The sequence below is a fragment of the Zavarzinia marina genome (assembly GCF_021568905.1).
In the GTDB taxonomy this organism is placed as follows: domain Bacteria; phylum Pseudomonadota; class Alphaproteobacteria; order Zavarziniales; family Zavarziniaceae; genus Zavarzinia; species Zavarzinia marina.
The window spans coordinates 416,779-436,852 of sequence record NZ_JAKGSB010000002.1 but is presented as its reverse complement, the minus strand read 5'-3'; the positions used below and the strand labels follow the sequence as shown (position 1 = coordinate 436,852).

At 69.2% G+C, this 20,074-nt stretch carries 20 protein-coding genes; 10 read left to right on the top strand and 10 right to left on the bottom strand.

What is annotated here, in order from left to right; all coding sequences use genetic code 11:
• The first annotated feature begins 17 nt into the window (after positions 1-17).
• Entirely contained in the window at positions 18-692 is a 675-nt protein-coding gene (locus tag L2U69_RS07845; RefSeq protein ID WP_236106233.1) for a response regulator transcription factor, read from the top strand.
• Positions 689-2,071, top strand: coding sequence for a sensor histidine kinase (locus tag L2U69_RS19245; RefSeq protein WP_236106232.1), 1,383 nt, complete (start codon positions 689-691; stop codon positions 2,069-2,071). Before L2U69_RS07845 ends, L2U69_RS19245 begins: the two co-directional genes overlap by 4 nt.
• Before the next feature lie 3 nt (positions 2,072-2,074).
• Here L2U69_RS19245 and L2U69_RS07835 read toward each other — a convergent pair whose 3' ends face one another.
• Positions 2,075-2,326 carry a hypothetical protein gene (locus L2U69_RS07835; RefSeq protein ID WP_236106231.1) on the bottom strand — a complete coding sequence of 84 codons (252 nt, stop codon included), beginning with the start codon at positions 2,324-2,326 and terminating at the stop codon, positions 2,075-2,077.
• A 158-nt stretch (positions 2,327-2,484) separates the two neighbouring features.
• The gene (locus L2U69_RS07830) at positions 2,485-2,730 is read right to left on the bottom strand and encodes a DUF1127 domain-containing protein (protein WP_236106230.1); all 246 of its coding nucleotides are present in this window, start codon (positions 2,728-2,730) and stop codon (positions 2,485-2,487) included.
• Positions 2,731-2,841: 111 nt separating this feature from the next.
• Between L2U69_RS07830 and gcvA the strand changes: the two genes are divergently transcribed.
• Entirely contained in the window at positions 2,842-3,765 is a 924-nt protein-coding gene (gene gcvA, locus L2U69_RS07825; RefSeq protein WP_236106229.1) for a transcriptional regulator GcvA, read from the top strand.
• Between the two features lie 3 nt (positions 3,766-3,768).
• Here gcvA and L2U69_RS07820 read toward each other — a convergent pair whose 3' ends face one another.
• A complete protein-coding gene (locus tag L2U69_RS07820; RefSeq protein WP_236106228.1) occupies positions 3,769-4,122 on the bottom strand; it encodes a RidA family protein in 354 nt (117 codons plus the stop codon).
• 117 nt (positions 4,123-4,239) lie between these two features.
• Here L2U69_RS07820 and L2U69_RS07815 point away from each other — a divergent pair, with 117 nt between their 5' ends.
• On the top strand, positions 4,240-7,710 hold the full coding sequence (locus L2U69_RS07815) for an indolepyruvate ferredoxin oxidoreductase family protein (protein ID WP_236106227.1): 3,471 nt from the start codon (positions 4,240-4,242) through the stop codon (positions 7,708-7,710).
• Between the two features lie 22 nt (positions 7,711-7,732).
• Here L2U69_RS07815 and L2U69_RS07810 read toward each other — a convergent pair whose 3' ends face one another.
• From L2U69_RS07810 to L2U69_RS07795, 4 genes are all read right to left on the bottom strand, one after another.
• The gene (locus L2U69_RS07810; RefSeq protein ID WP_236106226.1) at positions 7,733-9,697 is read right to left on the bottom strand and encodes a PAS domain-containing sensor histidine kinase; all 1,965 of its coding nucleotides are present in this window, start codon (positions 9,695-9,697) and stop codon (positions 7,733-7,735) included.
• A 126-nt stretch (positions 9,698-9,823) separates the two neighbouring features.
• The gene (locus L2U69_RS07805) at positions 9,824-10,450 is read right to left on the bottom strand and encodes a GcrA family cell cycle regulator (protein WP_236106225.1); all 627 of its coding nucleotides are present in this window, start codon (positions 10,448-10,450) and stop codon (positions 9,824-9,826) included.
• Positions 10,451-10,508: 58 nt separating this feature from the next.
• Entirely contained in the window at positions 10,509-11,213 is a 705-nt protein-coding gene (bioD, locus tag L2U69_RS07800) for a dethiobiotin synthase (RefSeq protein ID WP_236106224.1), read from the bottom strand.
• Positions 11,210-12,358 carry an aminotransferase class I/II-fold pyridoxal phosphate-dependent enzyme gene (locus tag L2U69_RS07795; protein ID WP_236106223.1) on the bottom strand — a complete coding sequence of 383 codons (1,149 nt, stop codon included), beginning with the start codon at positions 12,356-12,358 and terminating at the stop codon, positions 11,210-11,212. The genes bioD and L2U69_RS07795 overlap by 4 nt, the downstream gene beginning before the upstream one ends.
• A gap of 221 nt (positions 12,359-12,579) precedes the next feature.
• Between L2U69_RS07795 and bioB the strand changes: the two genes are divergently transcribed.
• The 3 genes from bioB to L2U69_RS07780 all read left to right on the top strand — a co-directional run bounded on the left by bioB (position 12,580) and on the right by L2U69_RS07780 (position 16,068).
• A complete protein-coding gene (gene bioB / locus L2U69_RS07790; RefSeq protein ID WP_236106222.1) occupies positions 12,580-13,608 on the top strand; it encodes a biotin synthase BioB in 1,029 nt (342 codons plus the stop codon).
• A 4-nt stretch (positions 13,609-13,612) separates the two neighbouring features.
• Positions 13,613-14,893 (top strand): adenosylmethionine--8-amino-7-oxononanoate transaminase, encoded by a 1,281-nt coding sequence (locus L2U69_RS07785; RefSeq protein WP_236106221.1) that lies wholly within the window; start codon positions 13,613-13,615, stop codon positions 14,891-14,893.
• 182 nt (positions 14,894-15,075) lie between these two features.
• Positions 15,076-16,068, top strand: a complete 993-nt coding sequence (locus tag L2U69_RS07780; protein ID WP_236106220.1) for an oxygenase MpaB family protein — start codon at positions 15,076-15,078, stop codon at positions 16,066-16,068.
• On the opposite strand, the gene L2U69_RS07775 is transcribed toward L2U69_RS07780, so the two are convergent.
• Both L2U69_RS07775 and L2U69_RS07770 read right to left on the bottom strand, forming a co-directional pair.
• Positions 16,055-16,864, bottom strand: a complete 810-nt coding sequence (locus tag L2U69_RS07775; RefSeq protein ID WP_236106219.1) for an SDR family oxidoreductase — start codon at positions 16,862-16,864, stop codon at positions 16,055-16,057. The two genes, L2U69_RS07780 and L2U69_RS07775, sit on opposite strands and share 14 nt — an antisense overlap.
• Positions 16,865-16,894: 30 nt before the next feature.
• Positions 16,895-17,500 carry a TetR/AcrR family transcriptional regulator gene (locus tag L2U69_RS07770; RefSeq protein WP_236106218.1) on the bottom strand — a complete coding sequence of 202 codons (606 nt, stop codon included), beginning with the start codon at positions 17,498-17,500 and terminating at the stop codon, positions 16,895-16,897.
• An 81-nt stretch (positions 17,501-17,581) separates the two neighbouring features.
• Here L2U69_RS07770 and L2U69_RS07765 point away from each other — a divergent pair, with 81 nt between their 5' ends.
• Genes L2U69_RS07765 through L2U69_RS07755 form a run of 3 tightly spaced genes read left to right on the top strand, consistent with a single transcriptional unit; the run spans position 17,582 to position 19,659 of the window.
• Entirely contained in the window at positions 17,582-18,307 is a 726-nt protein-coding gene (locus L2U69_RS07765) for an SDR family oxidoreductase (RefSeq protein ID WP_236106217.1), read from the top strand.
• A 9-nt stretch (positions 18,308-18,316) separates the two neighbouring features.
• Positions 18,317-18,919 carry a 2-hydroxychromene-2-carboxylate isomerase gene (locus L2U69_RS07760; RefSeq protein WP_236106216.1) on the top strand — a complete coding sequence of 201 codons (603 nt, stop codon included), beginning with the start codon at positions 18,317-18,319 and terminating at the stop codon, positions 18,917-18,919.
• Positions 18,916-19,659, top strand: a complete 744-nt coding sequence (locus L2U69_RS07755) for an SDR family NAD(P)-dependent oxidoreductase (protein WP_236106215.1) — start codon at positions 18,916-18,918, stop codon at positions 19,657-19,659. The genes L2U69_RS07760 and L2U69_RS07755 overlap by 4 nt, the downstream gene beginning before the upstream one ends.
• A gap of 72 nt (positions 19,660-19,731) precedes the next feature.
• Here L2U69_RS07755 and L2U69_RS07750 read toward each other — a convergent pair whose 3' ends face one another.
• Complete coding sequence (locus L2U69_RS07750; protein WP_236106214.1) at positions 19,732-19,929, bottom strand: type II toxin-antitoxin system VapB family antitoxin; 198 nt, start codon at positions 19,927-19,929, stop codon at positions 19,732-19,734.
• Positions 19,930-20,074 lie beyond the last annotated feature (145 nt).

Sequence of the window (20,074 nt, the reverse complement as noted above, 5' to 3'; positions counted from 1 at the left end):
ACGGGGTCATTCGAGCCATGCGCATTCTTCTGGTGGAGGACGATCGGGATCTGGGGCCCGTCGTCGCCGAAAACCTTCGCCGCGACGGTTTCGCCGTCGATCTCGCCCAGAGCCTCGCCGATGCCCTGGCGCTCGCCGAGGCCGGCGCCTTCGATGCCGCCGTCCTCGACCGTCGCCTGCCGGACGGGGAGGGACTGAGCCTGGTCGAGCCGTTACACCGGCTCCAACCCGGCCTGCCGATCCTGGCGCTGACCGCGCGCGACACGACGCCGGACCGGGTGGCGGGCCTGAACGCGGGCGCCGACGACTACATGGGCAAGCCCTTCGACCATGCCGAACTGGTGGCCCGCCTGCGCGCCCTGCTGCGTCGCCCGCGCGGCCGCCTGACGCCGGTGCTGGCGCTCGGCCGCGTGGAATTCGATCCGACTCATATGGAGGCGACGGTTTCGGGCGCGGCCTTGGCGCTGGCGCGGCGGGAACGCGCCCTGTTGCAGGTCCTGATGCGCAGCGCCGGCAAGGTGGTGCAGAAGCACGCCGCCCTCGATGCGCTCTACGGCCTCGACGAGGCGGTGGAGCCGAACGCCCTCGAAGCCGTGGTCTCGCGCCTGCGCCGCCATCTCGCCCAGGCCGGCGCCGACGTCGAGATCGTCACCGTGCGCGGGGTCGGCTACATGCTGCGGGGCCCGGCGTGAGCGCGGCCCCGCCCCGCAGCCTGCTGCGCGCCATCCTGCGGGCGCTGATCGTCGCCAATCTGATCGCGCTCGTCGGCATTTCGGCCGGCTTCATCATCTCGGGCCTCGCCGATCACGACAATCAGGTGGACGAGGGACTCGTGGAACTGGCCTCCGACCTCGCCGACGCCGTCCATGCCGATGCGGCCGGCCACATCGTCCTCGATACGGCGGAAGACGATTGGGCGGAACGCCTGGCGTCGATCCCGGATCTCCGCTACGTCGTCTATGATCCGGACGGCGATCGGCTGACGCCGGGGTCCAGCGTCGACCTGCGGGCGGCGCTGGGCGATTCCTGGCTGCGCGACTGGCGCGAGAGCCGTTTCACCCTGACGCCGCCGGGCGGTGATAATGTGCATGGCGTCATGCTGACGGTCTCGGTCGAGGGACGGCCGGTCCGGATCGCGGTCGCGCGCAGCGATCACTATTGGCCGGACCTGGCGCGCTGGGTCTTCGGGGAATTGGGGGGCGAGATCCTGCCGGCGGCGGTGCCGGCGCTCGCCGTCTCCATGATCTTCGCCTGGATCGCCATGCGCCGAGCGATGGCGCCGGTGGCGGCGGCGACCGCCCGCCTCGCCGTCCTCGATCCGACGGGCGGCGGGGACCGGCTCGATCCCGCCGCCGTGCCGGGCGAAGTGGCGCCTCTGGTCGCGGCGGTGAACGACGCCTTCGACCGGGTGGCGGCGGCTTTCGCCCACGAACGTCGTTTCGTCGCCGATGCCGCCCATGAATTGAAGACGCCGATCGCCGTCCTGCGTGCCCGTCTCGACGGGCTGGCCGACCGCGAGATCGCGGCGCGTCTCGGCGCCGACGTCGAGCGTCTCGGCCGGATCGTCGAGCGGCTGCTGACCTCGGCCCGGCTGGATCAGGCGCAGGCGCCCCTGGTGGCGCTGGATCTGGTGGCGCTGGCGCGCGACGTGGTGGCGGAGGGCGCGCCTCTGGCCCTGGCGCGGGGGCGCGAACTGGACTTTCGGGCACCCGAGGGGGCGGTCGCGACGAATGGGGATGCGGCGGCGCTGGCGGAAGCCCTGCGCAATCTGATCGACAATGCGGTGCGTCACGCTGCGCCGGGCACCATGGTCGAGATCGAGGTCGCGGCGGAAGCGGGGGGTGGCGCGGCAATCGAGGTCCGCGACCGGGGGCCGGGGCTGCCGCCGGGGCCGGCCGGCCAGCTCTTCGCGCCCTTCGTCTCGACGGCGCCGAGCGGCGGCGGCAACGCCGGACTCGGCCTCGCCATCGTCGCCACCGTCGCGCGCCGCCATGGCGGCCGCGTCGAGGCATGCGATCGGGACGGCGGCGGCGCCCTGTTCAGGCTGGTCCTGCCGCCCCGAAGCGCCTGAGGGTCAGCCCCACCAGATCCGTTCGATTTCGAGGCCGGGCCCCCGGAAGCGTCCGGCGAGCAGGCCGCGCTCGAAGCCGACGTCGCCCAGCATGCGCGCATCGATGGTCTGAAGATGGACGAGGGACCGGCGCTGGTCGCGCCGTGCCCGGGCGCGCCGGAACAGCGCCCCGATGCGCGGCAGGACGCGCGGACCGGCCGAGGGGAGCGGGGTCTTGGGGTGGGGCAGGCCTTCGCCATGGATCCGATTCAACATTCCACTGCTCCGCCGAGAGAGGGTGATACCGGGAACATGGGGGATGGTCCCGGCATCGACAAAGGAGAAAGCTTGAGACAACATATGAAGCCGATTGACAGATCGCCGTCCCGGGACGGTCGCCGAGCGCCTTCCCCACCCCCTCGACGTCAAGGCGATCAGCCCCGCTGCACCCGGTCGCGGTCCTGCGCAAGGCCGGCGGCGGGATTGCGGTAGAGGCCCACCACCGTCGCCCGCTCGACGCCGATGTCGCGCAGCAAGCGGTCGTCGAGGGTCAGCAGATGGGCCATGGCCCGGCGGTGCGCGTGCCAGGTCCAGACACGCCGCGCGACGGCGGCGAGGCGGCGCAGGGGATGGAAGCCCGACGCCGCGGGCAGGTGCGTGGTGTTAGCCTGATTGTACATCTCGGTGCTCCGTTCGAATGCTTGCGATGCGCAGAAAATGAGGCATGCCGGCAAATTCGACAAAGGAGAACGGTTGGTCTAATATGTGAATTGAATTGACGGATTGGAGCCATGGACCGATTGCCGCTGAACGCCCTTCGCGCCTTCGAGGCGGCGGCGCGCCATCTCTCCCTCACCCGCGCGGCGGAGGAATTGCACCTGACCCACGGCGCGATCAGCCATCAGGTGCGGGCGCTCGAGGCGCTGCTCGGCGCGGCGCTGTTCAACCGCCGCGGCCGGGGTGTCGTGCTGACCGAGGCGGGCCAGCATCTGGCGGGCGTGCTGACCGGCAGCTTCGCCCAGATCAATCAGGCGATGAACACCGTCCGCCGCCAGTCGAACGACACGCTGACCATTTCGGTGCTGACGTCCTTCGCGGCGCGCTGGCTGGTGCCGCGCCTCGAACGTTTTCACGAGGCCCATCCCGAGGTCGTCCTGAGCATGCGCACGGGGCGCGAACTGGCGGATCTTCGGCGCGATGGCGTCGATCTCGCCATCCGTTCCGGCCGGGGCAATTATCCGGGCCTCGACGTGCGCTTCCTGATGGCTGAGGACCTCTTCGCCGTCGCCTCGCCGCAGCTGGCCGGCGGTCTGCCGGAGACGCCGGCGGATCTCAGGCGTTATCTCCTGCTGCGGGATTCCTTCGACGACTGGGCGATGTGGTGCCGGGCCGCCGGCTTCGACTTCACGAGCCTGCGCTTCGGCACGGTGTTCCAGGATTCCGCCGTGCTGCTCGACGCGGCGGCGCGCGGCGGCGGCATCGCGCTGGCGCGGAGCGCGCTGGTGGCCCCCGACCTCGAAAGCGGGCGCCTGGTGCGTCTGTTCGACGTCCAGGTGCCCGATCTCTTCTCCTATTGGACGGTCACCCTGCCCGAACGCGCGGACGAGCCGGCGATCGCCCATTTCCGCGACTGGCTGCACCACGAGGCGGCCCTGTTCGTCGCCGAATCGGGCCTGGGGGTGACCTTGAATCAGGGGGCGGCGACGGGGGCCTGAGTCTTACTTCCTGGCCGCCGTCACCTGGATCTCGACGGTGTATTGCGGCGCCGCCAGCTTGGCCTCGACGGTGGCGCGAGCCGGCGTCAGATCCGGGGTGACCCAGCTTTCCCAGACCAGATTCATCTCTTCGAAGGTGGAAATGTCGGTCAGATAGATGGTGGCGGACAGGATGTGGTCCTTGTCGGAACCGGCGCGGGCCAGCAGGGCGTCGATCTGGCCCAGGATCTCGGTGGTCTGTTCCGTCACCGAATGGCCGGCCTTGGTTTCGGCCACCTGGCCGGCCAGGAAGATCATCTGACCGAAAACGACGGCCTGCGACATGCGCGGACCGGAATCGAAGCGAACGATGGCCATCGGGGTCCCTCCCTCTGTGGACGATGCCTTGTGCCCCGGGCCTCGTGGCTTGTCCAGTAGGGACGATGTGCCAATATTGAGACGACGAGAAGAATTCACGATCGGGGAGGCACGATCATGGCCGATGGCGCCAATGTTCCGTCCGCCGTCACCCTGGACGACAAATATCTCCGGCATGACGGCCCCATCTTCCTCAATGGGATGCAGGCGCTGGTGCGCCTGATCTTCGAGCAGCAGCGCCGCGACCGCGAGGCCGGCCTCGTCACCGGCGGCTATGTCTCGGGCTATCGCGGTTCGCCGCTGGGCGGCTTCGATCTCGAACTCGGCCGGGTGAAAGCCCTGCTCGAGGCGGTCGACGTCCATTTCCAGCCGGGCGTGAACGAGGATCTGGCGGCGACCGCGCTCTGGGGCACGCAGCAGATCGCGCTCGGCCACAAGAAACCGCGCGTCGACGGGGTCTTCGGTCTCTGGTACGGCAAGGGGCCGGGGGTCGACCGCACGGGCGACGTCTTCAAGCACGCCAATTTGGCGGGCAGCCATCCGACGGGCGGCGTGCTGGCGATCGCGGGCGACGATCACACCTGCAAATCCTCGACCACCGCCCATCAGACCGAATATGCCTTCGTCGATGCCATGATCCCGGTGCTGGCCCCGTCCAACCTGGCGGAAGTCATCGATTACGGCCTCGCCGGCATCGCCCTGTCGCGCCATGCCGGCACCTGGGCCGCCCTCAAGCTGGTGGCGGAGATCGCCGACAGTTCCGGCACGATTTCGGCGACGCCGGGTTTCGCCGGCTTCACCGCGCCGCCGCCGCCCGCCGACGTCCATATCCGCTGGCCCGATACGGCCCAGGACCAGGAGGCGCGGCTCCATCTCGTGAAACTGCCGGCGGTGCGCGCCTTCGCCCGCGCCAATCGCCTCGACCGGGTGGTGGAACGCTCGACGGAGGCGCGTTTCGGCATCGTCACCGCCGGCAAGGCTTACGGCGACCTGATGGAGGCTTTCGCCCTCCTCGGTCTCGATGAAGCACGGCGCGCCGAACTCGGCATCGCGATCTACAAGATCGCCCTGGTCTGGCCCCTGGAACCGGACGGATTGCTCGAATTCGCGGAGGGGCTCGGCGAGATCCTGGTGGTCGAGGAAAAGCGCCCCCTGATCGAGGATCAGGTGAAATCCATCCTCTACGACCGGGCGGAGGTCCGGCCCCGCGTCCTCGGCAAGCGCGACACGGATGGCACGCCCCTTCTGAAGAGCCATGACGAGCTTTCCCCGGCCGAGGTCGCGGCGGCGCTGGGCCGCCGGCTCGTCGCGATGATGGGGGACGCGGACATCGAAACCCGCCTCGTCACCCTTCAGGGCGCGAATACACCGGAGGCGGCACCGTCCCGGCGCACCCCCTATTTCTGTTCCGGCTGTCCCCACAACACGTCGACCGTGGTGCCCGAGGGCAGCATCGCCCATGCCGGCATCGGCTGCCATTACATGGCGACATGGATGGATCGGGCGACCGAGACTTTCACCCACATGGGCGGCGAAGGCGCCAATTGGATCGGCCAGGCGCCCTTCGTCGAGACACCCCATGTGTTTCAGAACCTCGGCGACGGCACCTATTTCCATTCCGGCCTGCTGGCGCTCCGCGCCGCCGTCGCCGCGGGCGTGAACGTAACCTACAAGATCCTGTTCAACGATGCCGTCGCCATGACCGGTGGCCAGCATCACGATGGCCCGCTGACACCCGCCATGATCGCCGCCCAGGTCCGCGCGGAGGGGGTGGAGCGTATCGCCCTGGTCGCGGAGGATATCGACCGCCATGATTCCGGGCGCTTTCCCGCCGGCGTCTCCTTCCACGACCGCGCGGAACTCGATGGGGTGCAGCGCGAATTGCGCGAGGTGCCGGGGGTCACGGTGCTGATCTACGACCAGGCCTGTGCCGCCGAAAAGCGGCGCAGGCGCAAGCGCGGCCTGCTGCGCGATCCCCAGCGCCGCGTCGTCATCAACGAGGCGGTGTGCGAAGGCTGCGGCGACTGCGCCATTCAGTCCAACTGCCTGTCGGTGGTGCCGGTCGATACCGAATTCGGGCGCAAGCGACAGATCGACCAGTCGTCCTGCAACAAGGATTATTCCTGCCTCAAGGGCTTCTGCCCCAGCATGGTCACGGTCGAAGGTGCGAATCTTCGCGCGCCCCATCCGAAGGGTGGCGACATGCCCGACGTCGCGGCCCTGCCGGATCCGGCCCTGGCGCCCCTGCCGTGGTCGGGCCTCGCCCTCGGCGTCGGCGGTACCGGCATCGTCACCTTGGCGGCCCTGATCGCCATGGCGGCCCATGTCGAGGGCAAGGCGGCCTCCGTGCTGGACCAGACCGGTCTCGCCCAGAAAGGCGGCGCGGTGACCAGTCACATCCGGATCGGTGCCGGGCCCGGTGCCGCCGTCCGCGTGCCGGCGCGGGGCGCCGATCTGGTGCTCGGCTGCGATGCCGTGGTCGCGGCCGGGGCCGATGCCCGGCTGCGCATGCGCCTCGGCCATACGATGGCGTTGGTCAACACCAATGTCGGCAGCATCGCCGAATTCACCCATGACGCCGAGGCCCGCCTGCCCATGGCCCGTCTGCTGGAACTGATCGCGGACGCCTGCGGCGGCGACCGGGTGCAGGCGGTGGAGGCGACGCGCCTCGCGACCGACCTGATCGGCGACGCGCTGGCGACCAATCTGTTCATTCTCGGCATCGCATCCCAGAAGGGCCTGCTGCCCGTGGCACCGGCGGCCATCGAGGCGGCGATCGACCTGAACCGGACGGCGGCGGAGGCGAACCGGCGGGCGTTCCGCTGGGGCCGGATGGCGGCGCTCGATCCCGCCCGAGCGGAAACCGCCGCCGCGTCCGTCGAGGGCGCGGGGCTGCCGGACCATCACCGCCCCACCGAGACATTGGCGCAATTCGTCGCCCGGCGCGCATCCCATCTGGCGCTCTATCAGAACGCAGCCTATGCGCGGCGCTACGAGGCCGCGGTGGCGGCGCTGCGCGCGGCGGAGGAACGGGTGCTGCCGGGATCGCACGATCTGGCGCGGGCAGGGGCCGAGGCGCTGTTCCGCGCGATGGCCTATAAGGACGAATACGAGGTCGCTCGCCTCTATACCGACGGTGCCTTCGCCCGCATGATCGCGGCGATGTTCGAGGACGGCCACCGCCTGACCCTGCACCTCAGCCCACCCCTGACCGCACGGATCGACCCCGCCACCGGACGTCCGGCGAAGAAGGCCTATGGCCCCGGCACCCTCGCCCTGTTCCGCGTGCTGAAACGCTTCAAGATCCTGCGGGGCACATGGTTCGATCCTTTCGGCCACACGGCGGAACGCCGGGCGGAACGGGCGCTGCGCGACCTGACCCTGGACCTGGCGGGCGAAATCGCGCGCGACCTTCGCCCGGACAATCACGCGACCGCCGTCGCCCTGATGGTGTCGACGGCACGGATCCGGGGTTTCGGCCCGGTGAAGGCGGCGGCCATGGCGTTGGCGGAAGGCAGCCGCGCCGGCCTCCTGGAGGCGTTTCGCCGGGGCGATCCGCCGGAAGGCTTCGCCCAGGCGGCGGAATGAGGCGGCTCCGGATTGGGGCTGCTCAGGCGGCGGTGAGCATCTGCTCCAGCGCGTCGCGCAGCCGGTCCGCCTCGGTCCCGATGCGCGACAGGGCGCGGGTGGCGAAACCCCAGTCGCCGGCGGCGACGGCGGTCTGACAGGGCGGCAGGGCGGCGGCGAGGCCGGGAGCGCAATTGTCCCGCGCCTTGCCGGCCAGCATATGCAGGAGATCGCGCGCGCTCTCGCCGTCCTTGACCGCGACCGCCTGTTCGAGGCGTTGCTGGATGTCGTCCAGCTCCTCGGCGAAGACGGCGAGGGCGGCGGCCAGCTCGAAATCATCGGCGATGTTCAGGCGGGCCTTCAGGGCGGCGGCGTCGATCGCCTCCAGCCGTTCCTGCGTCAGGCTCTCCGCGCCCTCGGACAGGGCGTCGGCCAGGCTCGACAGGTCGAAGGGCGCTTCGAGCAGGGCGTCGATGCCGGCTTCCCGGCAGAGGCGCAGCCGCGCCTCGTCCGCCGCGTCGCACAGAAGGACGATGCGGCCATGGGGCAGGCCGTGCTCGGCCTCGGAATCGCGCAGCGCCCGGGCGAAATCAAGGGCAGCGTCGCTACCTTCGTCGCGCAGGATGACGGCGTCGTAGCGGGTCTCGGCCGTCGCGACGATCAGTGCCATGCGCCGATCGGCCAGAATGTCGACCTTGGCGCCCAGCGAATGGATCTGCCGTGCCAGGGTGGTGCGGCGCGCGGGATCTTCCTCGATCACCAGCACGCGAAGCGCCGACAGCGGGCTGTCCTGTTCCGCCTCGGGCGGCGGCGGCGCCTCGTTGCCGCGCGCGCCGGCGCGAAGCGCCCGGCGCCATTCGATCGGTGCGGTCGGTGCCGAGTCCAGGATCTGGCCGTCGCCGGCGGGCAGGTCGAACCACAGGCTGGTCCCGGTGCCCGGCGCCGTGTCCATTTCGATCCAGCTCTGCAGCACGGCGGCGAGATGGGCGGCGATGGCAAGGCCGATCGCCTGCGGGCCGACCCCGGCCTGCTGCCATTCGCCGTGCGCGGCCTTGCCGCCCGGCCCGCTGTCGTGGACGGAGAAGCGGATGTCGGCCCCCGCCCGTTCGACCACCAGGGCGATGCCGCCGCTTTCGGTCTGGCGCAGCGCGTGGGCCAGCAGATGGCCGACCAATTGGCGCAGCCGCGGGATGTCGGTGCGGGTCACTTCGGGCACGCCGGGGCCGATCATGGTCTCGACGTGGAGACGGCGGTGCGCGGCCTCGACGGCGATGCCGCGCCGCATGGCCAGCACGAAATCCGACAGGATCAGCGGTACGGCGGGGCCGCTGGGCGCCGGCGCCGCGTCCAGGCGGGCGAATTCGATCATGTCGCCGATCTGGGCCGCCAGGCTGCGCGCCGCCGTTTCCGCCGCGACCACCAGGGGGTGCTGGCCCGGCGACAGAAGGCCCTTGCCCAGCAGTTCGAGATTGGCGGAAATGACGCCCAGGGGGCCGCGCAGGTCGTTGGCGACCGCGGCCAGGAATTCGTTGCGGCCCTCGGTCGCCCGTTCGGCGCGGGCAAGGGCCGCCTTCAGTTCGTCCTCCAGACGCTTGCGCCGCGTCACGTCGCGCTGGAAGGCGATGTAGAACAGGCGCCCGCTGTCGGGATCGACCACCGGGGCAATGTCGGTTTCGACCCAGTAGTCCTCGCCGCTCTTCGAACGGTTGAGGAGGTCGATATGCAGGCGCTGCTTGGCGGTCAGCGCCTCGCGCACGGCGGCGCGGCTGGCCGGATCGGCATCCGGATGGCGGAACAGGCGCGGCGTCTGGCCCAGCATGGCCTCGATATCGTGGCCGGTCAGCCGGGCGAGGGCGGCATTGGCGTCGACGATGCGGGGGAAGGGCGGATCCAGGTCGCCGGCCTCGCACACCATGATGGCATCGCCGTCCCGCGCGAGCAGGGATTCGACCTCCTTGAGGCGGTGGCGGAGGCGTGGGGATATGGCGTGAATCGGCGTGTGCGGCATGGCTCCCATTATGGGGAGAAATGCCAATACGAAGTTAAGAATGGTGCGATGCCGCAACCTGACGGATGAATTTTTTTGCAAACGAAAACGGGGCCCGCAGGCCCCGTCTCGAAGGATGAATGCCGCTTACGACGTCAGGGTCCGCAACAGGCGCTCGCGCTCGCGCTCGCGGTCCCGGTCGCGCTTCTCGCGCGCCTTCGGCGTCGCCGCCTGATAGGCGATGCGGGCATGTTCCTGGCAATAGGGCATGCCGGTCTGGGCGCGGCGGCCGCAGAAGTGGAAACCGGCATCGCCCGGATCGCCCACCGGCCATTTGCACATGCGGTCGTTGATCGACAGCAGGGTGGCGCGGACCATGGGTTCCGGCTCGACCGTGCGGGTCTCGGCGGGGCGGGGCGGGGTCGCCTGGGCGGCCGTCACGACGCGGGCCTTGGGAGCCGGGGTCGGCGGCGCGGCCGGCGCCGGCGCGACGGCGGGGCGGGGCTGACCGTCGGCCACCAGACGCACCGGGCGGGGCTGTGCCGGCGCGGCCGAACGCGGCGCCGTTTCGGTGCGCGGCGTGCCGGCGGCGGCGGGCGCCGCCTGGCGTTCGGTGCGCACCGGGCTCGGCCGGCCGGACAGGCCGAGGCGGTGAACCTTGCCGATCACGGCGTTGCGCGTGACATTGCCGAGCCGAGCAGCGATCTGGCTGGCGCTCAGGCCTTGTTCCCAAAGGTCGCGTAGTGTCGCGATGCGCTCGTCGGTCCAGGACATGATGTCCTCACTCCCCCGTAAACGGTCTTGCCTGCAACGAAAACAACTATATCTCGGGTTATGGCGTTCGCGCCACACAAGATGATGACTTGTCCACAAGAAATTGTGTGAGGTCCGGCGCCGAAGCCCAATTCTGGGGGCCTGCCAGGCGCGGCACGACAGAAACCGGTAATTCCGGCAGAAATGCGGCGATCGACCGGGTCAGTTCCGGGATCGACTGCGCGTCCCGCTCGCTTTCGCTGATCACGATGCCGGCGAGGGGCAGCGCGCGGGCCTTCAGGGTCTCCACCGCCGTGAAGATGTGCGACAGCGTGCCGAGATAGCTGCCCGCGACGATCAGCGACGGCCAGCGGGTGACGGCCAGCACGTCGAGGAAGGTCTCGCGCTCGGCGATCGGCGCCATCAGGCCGCCCGCGCCCTCGACGATCAGGATTTGGGCGCCCCGCCCCGCCGTCGTGCAGAAGGCGGCGACCTCGGCCGCGGTCACGGACCTGCCTTCCAGCCGCGCGGCGACGTCGGGGGCGACGGGGGTACGGAAGCGCCAGGGCGCGATGGCGGCGATATTCTCTTCCGTCAGGGCTTCGCCGCGCGCGGCCAGGATCAGGCCGGGGTCGCTTTCCGCCGCCGTTTCGGGCTCATAGCCACTGACCACGGGTTTCAGGACGCGGGCGTTCCGGCCGCGCAACTGGTGCGCCAGGGCGCAGGTGACCAGGGTCTTGCCGATCTCGGTCCCGGTCGCGGTGACGAAGAGGGAACGGGTCACAGGATCCGCTCCCGCAGGATGGCGGCGACGCGGTCGATATCCTCGTCCGTGTGCTGGGCGGAGAAGGCGAAGCGCAGGCGCGAGGTGCCGGCGGGCACGGTCGGCGGGCGGATGGCGGCGACCAGATAGCCGGCCTCGCCCAGGATGCGCTGGGCGTCGAGGGCGCGGGTCTCCGGCCCCAGGATCACCGGCACCACCGGGCTCTCGGCCGGCGCGAGGTTCAGTGCCCTCGTGAAGCGCCGCGCGCGCTCGACCGGCAGGGCGCAATACTCCGGGTCGGTCTCGATGATGTTCAGGGCCTCGAGGGCGGCGCCGATCGCGGCGGGCGGCAGGCCGGTCGAATAGACCACGGTGCGCGCCCGCGTCTTCATCAGGTCGATCACCGGGCGCGAGGCGCAGAGATAGGCGCCGTAGGAGCCGATCGCCTTCGACAATGTGCCCATCTGCAGGGGGATCTCGATCGGCTCGGCAAAGGCATGGGCCGAGCCCCTGCCGCCGCCCAGCACGCCGATGCCATGGGCGTCGTCGGTCATCAGCCAGGCGTCATGGGCCTTGCACAGCGCGCTCATCGCCGGCAGGGGGGCGAGGTCGCCGTCCATCGAGAAGACGCCGTCGGTCACCACCAGGACATGGGCGAAATCGGCGCGATGGGCCTTCAGCAGGGCTTCGAGTTCGCCGAGGTCGTTATGGGCGAAGCGCATCACCCGGCCCCGGGCCATCTGGCTGCCGGCATTGATGCAGTTGTGCGCCAGTTCGTCGACCAGGACGAGACTGTCGCCACCGGCCAGCGTCGGGATGATGCCGACATTCGCCAAATAGCCGGAGCCGAAGACGCAGCATGCCTCCGTCCCCTTCAGGTGGGCGAGGCGGGCTTCCAGCTCTTCCATCAGGGGATGGTTGCCGGTGATCAGGCGCGAGCCGCCGGCGCCGGTGCCATGGGCTTCGACCGCGCGCACGGCAGCCGCCTTCAGGCGCGGATCGGTCGAGAAATTCAGATAGTCGTTGCAGGAAAAGGAGACATAGCGCCGGCCGCCGCGTTCCAGCCAGGGGCCGGAAAGGCGGGCCGTCGGGACCAGGGTGCGGCGCTGGTGGCGCGCGTCCAATTCGTCAAGCTTGCCTGCCGCGAAGGCGTCGAGCGAGCGCATGATCGACACAATTCCTCAAAGGCGGCGCACCTTGGTCCCATTGTCGTCGCCGGTCAATACCTCCTCGATCCCTGGGGGGTGCCCCCCGGCCGTCGAATCCGGGGGCACCCCCCGGGTGGGCTGGTCCACCCTTGACGTGACCGCAAAGCGGCCTAGTCTGCGCCGAGGTTCCGGGGCCGACGCCCCGACGCTTGTCCTGCCCTGTGAGGATTGGGTCGCCCATGACCGAGATTGCCGCCGCTTCGCCCGACGCCGCCGTTCCGCCGCAGATCCTGCGCCACGACTGGACCCGCAACGAAGTCGACGCCCTGTTCCGTCTGCCGTTCGCCGACCTGATCTTCGAAGCCCAGACGGCCCATCGCCGCTTCTTCGACGCCAACGAAGTGCAGATGTCGACCCTGCTCTCGATCAAGACCGGCGGCTGTCCCGAGGATTGCGGCTATTGCCCGCAGTCGGCGAAATTCGACACCGGCCTCAAGGCCTCGAAGCTGATGGCCGTCGGCGCCGTGCTCGAGGAAGCGCGCCGCGCCAAGGAAGCGGGCGCCAGCCGCTATTGCATGGGCGCCGCCTGGCGCAGCCCCAAGGACCGCGACCTCGACCAGGTGATCGAGATGATCCAGGGCGTGAAGGCCATGGGCATGGAGACCTGCGTCACCCTCGGCATGCTGGACGGCGACCAGGCGCAGCGCCTGAAGCACGCCGGCCTCGACTATTACAATCACAACCTCGACACATCGCCGGAATATTATCCCGAGATCATCTCGACCCGGACCTATCAGGACCGGCTGGATACGCTGGCAAACGTGCGCGACGCCGGCATCAGCGTCTGCTGCGGCGGCATCGTCGGCATGGGCGAGGATCTGGACGACCGGGTCGGCCTGCTGGTGACGCTGGCCAATCTGCCGGCCCATCCCGAATCCGTGCCGATCAACCTTCTGGTGAAGGTCGAGGGGACGGCGCTGGACGATGCGGCGCCGCTCGATCCGATCGATTTCGTGCGCACCATCGCCGTCGCCAAGATCATGATGCCCGCCTCCATGATCCGGCTTTCGGCCGGGCGCGAACACATGACGGACGAGACCCAGGCGCTGTGCTTCCTGGCCGGCGCCAATTCGATCTTCATCGGTGCCAAGCTGCTGACGACCGACAATCCGGAACAGGATCAGGATCAGCGTCTGTTCGACCGCCTGGGCATCCGCCCCATGCCGCTGGCCTGCGAAGCTGCCACCCCCGCTCAGGCCGCCGAGTAGATCCATGACCCAGGACGCGCCCGGCTGGTACACGGCCGGGTTCGATCACGTCTGGCTGCCCTATACCCAGATGAAGACGGTGACGCCGCCCCTGGCGGTGGCATCGACTGAAGGCCTGCGCATTCGCCTGGCCGACGGGCGAGAGCTGGTCGACGGTATCGCGTCCTGGTGGACCGCGTGTCACGGTTATAACCATCCCCATATCCGACAGGCCGCCGTCGCGCAGCTGGAACGCCTGCCGCACGTCATGTTCGGCGGTCTGGTGCAGGAACCGGCCCTGACCCTGGCGCGGCGCCTCGCCGCCCTGCTGCCGGGCGATCTGGATCGGGTGTTCTTCTCGGATTCGGGCTCGGTCTCGGTCGAGATCGCCATGAAGATGGCGATTCAATATTTCATCAATCGCGGGGTGAAGGGACGGAACAAGTTCCTGTCCTTCCGCTACGGCTATCACGGCGACACCATCGGCACGATGGCGGTCTGCGACCCGGAGGAGGGGATGCATTCCCTCTTCACCGGGCTTCTGCCGCGGCATCACGTGGTCGATCTGCCGCTGGACGATGAAAAGGCCGAAGCCTTCGACCGTTTCGTCGATGCCCATGGCGACGAGATCGCGGCGATCCTGGTCGAACCCCTGGTGCAGGGGGCCGGCGGCATGAAGATGCATGGGCCGGACGTGCTGCGCCATCTGCGCCGGGCGGCGGACAGGATCGGCGCGCTGCTGGTGTTCGACGAGATCTTCGTCGGCTTCGGGCGCACCGGTTCCATGTTCGCCTGTTCGGCGGCGGGCGTGGTGCCCGACGTGGTCACGCTCTCCAAGGCGCTGACCGGCGGCACCATGGCGCTGGCCGCGACCGTCGCCACCCGTCGCGTGTTCGACGCCTTCTGGGACGATCGCCCCTCCGCCGCCCTGATGCATGGGCCGACCTATATGGGCAATGCGCTGGCCTGTGCCGTCGCCAATGCCTCCCTCGACCTGTTCGAACGCGAGCCGCGCCTCGACCAGGTGGCGGCGATCGGGGCGCAGTTGGCCGACCAACTGGTGCCCTGCCGCGACCTGCCGGGCGTCGTCGACGTTCGGGTGAAGGGGGCGATCGGCGTCGTCCAGCTCGACCGGATCGCCGATCTGAATGCGCTGAAACGCGCCTTCGTCTTGGAAGGGGTCTGGGTCCGGCCGTTCAACGACATCGTCTATCTGACACCGGCCTTCGTCGCGACCGAGGACGAGATCGCGACCCTGACCGGTGCCATCCGCAAGGTCCTCGCCGCCCGCGCCAAAGCCGAGTGAGGCTGGCGGCAGCGGGTCCCGGCAAAGCGCCGCCACGTCCGACGGCGGGACGATAGCGCTTTTCCTTCAAGAGCTTGCGCGTCGGTGCCGGTGCCCGGGTCAATGCGACCCGAACCGGAGTTTTCGTCATATTTCGGCTTTGTCATCCTCGGTGCCATCGAGTACAGGCCGGAGAGCAGACCATGGGTATCGGCGATTTCGTGGCATCCACGCTGGCGCGGCTGCCGATCTACGGCGCCCTGCACCGTTCGTTCGAACTGGTCTACAACCCCGCCGATCCGGCCTATCGCGTCGATTATCTGGCGGGACCGGGCGATCCCGGTGCCCTTGGTCCCGACAGCCTGACTTGGCGGGTCATGGCCAATCCGCTGGTCTTCGCCATCGGTGCCGTGCCGGCCGTCATTCTGCAACTGGCCGAGGAAGGGGTCGGCACCGGGGTCGACACGTTCTCCGACTACAAGACCGACACCCTGGGCCGGACCCAGCGCACCCTGTCGGCGGCGCTGGCCAGCACCTATGCCTCGAAGGCGGCCAAGGCGGATCTCATGAAGGAAGTGGCGCGCCGCCACGCCAAGGTGCGCGGCCCCCTGTCGGACGGCGGACGTTACACCGCCTTCGATCCCGAGCGCATGGCCTTCGTCCATCTGACCGCCAACATGGGCTTCGCCCGCGCCTACGAGCGTTTCGTCGCCGGCCCCTTGAGCCCGGCCGAGCGTGATCGCCTGATCCAGGAAGGGGCGGCGATCACCGGCGACTACGGCCGCTTCGAGATTCCGCGCACGGCGGCGGCGGCGGAAGACTTCGTCCGCTCCTTCGAGCCGCGCCTGTCGCGCGGCGCGCCGATGGACAATTTCATCGCCGTCGCCCGGGGCGACAAGGTGCCGGGCGTCGGCGGCCGCCGGTCCAAGCGGCTTCTCTTCGATGCCGGCATCGACCTGCTGCCCGACTGGGCCAAGGACAGGTTCGGCCTGCGCCGCCCGGCCGCCGCCGAGGCGGCGACCATCGCCATGCTGCGGCCCCTGGCGCGTTTCGTGCCCCGCCTCCTGAAGGACACGCCGCCCCAGCTCGCCTGCCGGCGCATGGGCCTGCCCGACGACTTCCTGTTTCGTCCGGCGCCCAAGGGGTCCGGCGCCGGCCGACGCGGTGTCGCGGTGGACGGCCTCAGCCGCCCATGAAGGCTTTCTTCATGGTGGCGGAAATGGCGGCGACGCCGCCCAGGCTCCAACCGCCGTCGACCGGCAGCACGACGCCCGAGATATAGGCGCCGTAGGGGCTGGACAGGAACATGCAGGCATTGGCGATGTCGCGCTTGGTGCCGTAGCGCGCCAGCGGCACCGAGACGCGCGCGGCTTCCTTGGCTTCGGGCGTCGGCGCCAGACGGTCCATGCCCTCCGTATCCTCGATCGGGCCGGGCACCACCGAATTGACGCGCAGACCGAAGTCGCCCCATTCGAGGGCGGCGACCCTGGTGATCATGTCGACGCCGGCCTTGGCGGCGCAGACATGCATCTGGAAATCCATCGGGATATAGGCCTGCGGGGCGGAGATGTTGACGATGGAGCCGCCGGGCTTCCTCATGTGCGGGAAGGCGGCCTTCACCACGTGGAAGGTGCCCATCAGGTCAATGTCGACGACCGATTTGAAGCCGTTCGGCGAAATGCCCAGCGCCGGCGCCGGGAAATTGCCGGCGGCCCCCGAGATCAGCACGTCGAGTTCGCCGAAGCCGGCGGCGGCCTGTTCGAAGACTTCCTCGATCCTTGCAGGGTCGCGCACGTCGCCGGCGAAGCCCTGGGCCTCGCCGCCCAGCGCCTTCAGGCGGGCGACGGCGGCGTCCACCTTGTCCTGCTTGCGCGACAGCACGCTGACCTTGGCGCCCGCTTCGGCGAAGGCCTCGGCGACGCCGAGATTGATGCCGCTGGTGCCGCCCGAAACGAAGACGTGCTGGCCCGAAAAGGCGAAGGGGGTGGTCATCGTGCTCTCCTCTGGATGTTATGTTTATCGTTACATGCTCTTGGTCAGATGGTGCCGCGCGGCTTCCAGAATGTCGTCCGAAAGCGCCTCGTCGTCCACCGCCCGGGCGACCAGCAGGGCGCCGATCATGGCGGCGATGCCGAACAGGGCGTGGGATTCGGCGGCGTCGCGTTCCGCCGGGATGAGGTCGGCGATCCGGTCGCGATAGCGCACCACCTGTTCGGTGAAGATCCGGCGCAGCGCCGGATCGGCCCGCGTGGCATCGCCCGCCAGCGCCGCCGCCGTGCAGCCATGGGCCGGATCGTCGCGGTGGGCGGGCGAGAGATAGGCTTCGATCATGCCCATCCGTTCGCTCCGCCCGTGTTTGGCCGCGGCCTTGGCGAGGCGGCGCTCGTCACGCTCGAAGGCGGTGCGCAGCGCCTCGGCCACCATGGCCTCGCGATTGGGAAAATGGCTGTAGAAACCGCCGTGGGTCAGGCCGGCGGCGCGCATCACCTGGGCAACGCCCATATGGTCCAGGCCCTTGTCGCGCAGAAGATCCATGGCCGCCGCCAGGATGCGGTCGTGATTGGCTTCCTTCTGCGCCTGGGAATGGCCCATGGCCGCCCGCCTCCTATTTCGCTTGACGATCTGCATGATGGCGATCATCGTGAATCTGGATGATGCATATCATACAGAAAAGCAAGCGGGAATAGCCGCGATAGGGGAGGTTCTGGAATGGGCAAGCCGGTGGCCCTGGTGGTCGGCGCGGGCGACGCGCTGGGCGGCGCGGTGGCGAAGCGCTTCGCGCGGGAAGGTTTCACCGCCTGTCTCGTTCGCCGCAACGCGGACAAGCTGGCGCCCCTGGTCGCCGAGATCGAGGCGGCGGGCGGCACGGCCATGCCCTTCGGCGCCGACGCCCGGCGCGAGGAACAGGTGGCGGCCCTGATCACGGGGATCGAGGCCGGCGTCGGCCCGATCGAGGTCATGGTGTTCAACATCGGCGCCAACGTCCGCTTTCCCATCACCGAAACGACCTCGCGGGTCTATTACAAGGTCTGGGAAATGGCCTGTTTCGCCGGTTTCCTGGCGGGGCGGGAGACGGCGCGGGTGATGCTGTCGCGCGGGCGCGGCACCATGATCTTCACCGGCGCCACCGCCTCGGTCCGGGGCCGCGCCGGCTTTTCCGCCTTCGCCGGGGCGAAGCACGCGCTCAGGGCGCTCGCACAGAGCATGGCGCGGGAATTGGGGCCCCAGGGCATCCATGTCGCCCATTCCATCATCGATGGCGCGATCGACACCGCCTTCATCCGCGACAATTTCCCGAGCGTCTATGCGACCAAGGACGACGACGGCATCCTGAACCCGGATCATATCGCCGATGCCTATTGGTCGCTCCACGTCCAGAAGCGCGATGCCTGGACCCATGAACTCGACCTGCGTCCCTGGTCGGAAAACTGGTGAGGAAATGCGATGTCCAAGACCGTTGAATTCTATTTCGACTTCGGCAGCCCGGCCGCCTATCTCGCCTGGCGGCGCATCGGCGCCGTCGCCGAGCGGACGGGGGCCACGGTAAAGCCGATTCCCATCCTGCTGGGCGGCGTGTTCAAGGCGACGGGCAATTCGGCGCCCATCACGGTGCCGGCCAAGGGCGCCTATCTCTTCACCGATCTGGCGCGCTACGCGAAGAAGTTCGGCGTGCCGCTGAACTTCAATCCCTTCTTCCCGATCAATACCGTCAGCCTGATGCGCGGCGCTTCCGGCTTCGCGGGGACGGACGATTTCTGCCGCTATTGCGACGCCGTCTATGACGCCATCTGGCGCGACGGCCGCAACATGGGCGACGGGCAGGTGGTGCGCGAGGTGCTGACCACGGCGGGTATCGACCCCGGCCATTACGAAGCCCTGATCGCCGATCCGGCGGTGAAGGACAAGCTGAAGACCGATACCGAGGCGGTGGTGGCGCGCGGCGCCTTCGGGGCGCCGACCTTCTTCGTCGACGGCGAGATGTTCTTCGGCCAGGACCGTCTCGACTTCGTCGAGGAGGCGCTGAAGGCCGAGGAGGCGGCGGCATGAGCGCGCCCCCCGCCAAGACTGCCGCAATTGTCTTCGGCGTCGGCCCGGTCGCCGGAATCGGCGGCGCCACCGCCATCCGCCTGGCCCGGGCGGGCCTGCCGGTCTATGTCGCGGGCCGCCGGCCCGAGAAGATGACCGATGTGGTGAAGGCGATCACCGACGCCGACGGCACCGCCATTGCCGTCGAAGCCGATGCCACCGAACCCGCTGACGTCGGCGCCGTCTTCGAGCGCGTGGCGGCTGACGGCCGCGTGCCCGAACTGGTGGTCTTCAACGTCGGCGGCAATTGGCCCCAGGACTTCATGTCGATGACCCCGGACGTGCTCGAGACCATGTGGCGCCAGGGGCCGCTGGCCGGCATGCTGGTCGGCCAGGGCGCATTGCGCGCCATGCTGCCGGCGGGCAAGGGCACGATCATCTACACCGGTGCCTCGGCGTCGCTGCGCGGGCGGCCCATGTTCGCGCCCTTCGCCTCGGCCAAGGCCGGGCTCCGCGCAATCGCTCAGAGCATGGCGCGGGAATTCGGCCCCCAGGGCATCCATGTCGCCCATGTCGTGATCGACGGCGTGGTCGACGGCGAGCGGGTGCGCGGCTTCCTGCCCGGCTTCATCGAGGGCAAGGGCGCAGATGCCGCCCTCGACCCCGCCGCCGTGGCCGAGACCTATTGGATGCTCCACGGCCAGCCCCGCTCCGCCTGGACCCACGAACTCGAACTCCGCCCCTTCGCCGAGACCTGGTGAGGGGGCAAGACGTATCGAGACCTTTACATATACATAGGAAACGATTGCCCCGCTCTTGACGCCCAGTCAGGGTCAAGCCCGGTCGGCGCGGCGGCGCAAGACGGCCGCCGCGTCCTGCTCGGTTCCGCCACGCTGACCGAGACGGCCCGCGCTTTCCCTTTCGAGCAAGGCTTTCAACGCCTCTCGGACCAGTGCGGACCGGTTCGTGAGGCCGGTTAGGGTCCGCGCCTTGGACAGCAACTCGTCGTCGAGAATGATGGTCGTGCGCATGGACGCTTCCCCCGGCGCTCCCAAGCTTGAACACAGCATTGTTCCGATGCCGCCAGCCCAGGCAAGCCCCCCGAAATCCGGCAGAAACGTTGACAGATCGGGGCCTTCTCTATTTACTCTGCCGCTCTTCTGTTCCGGGCCTTGC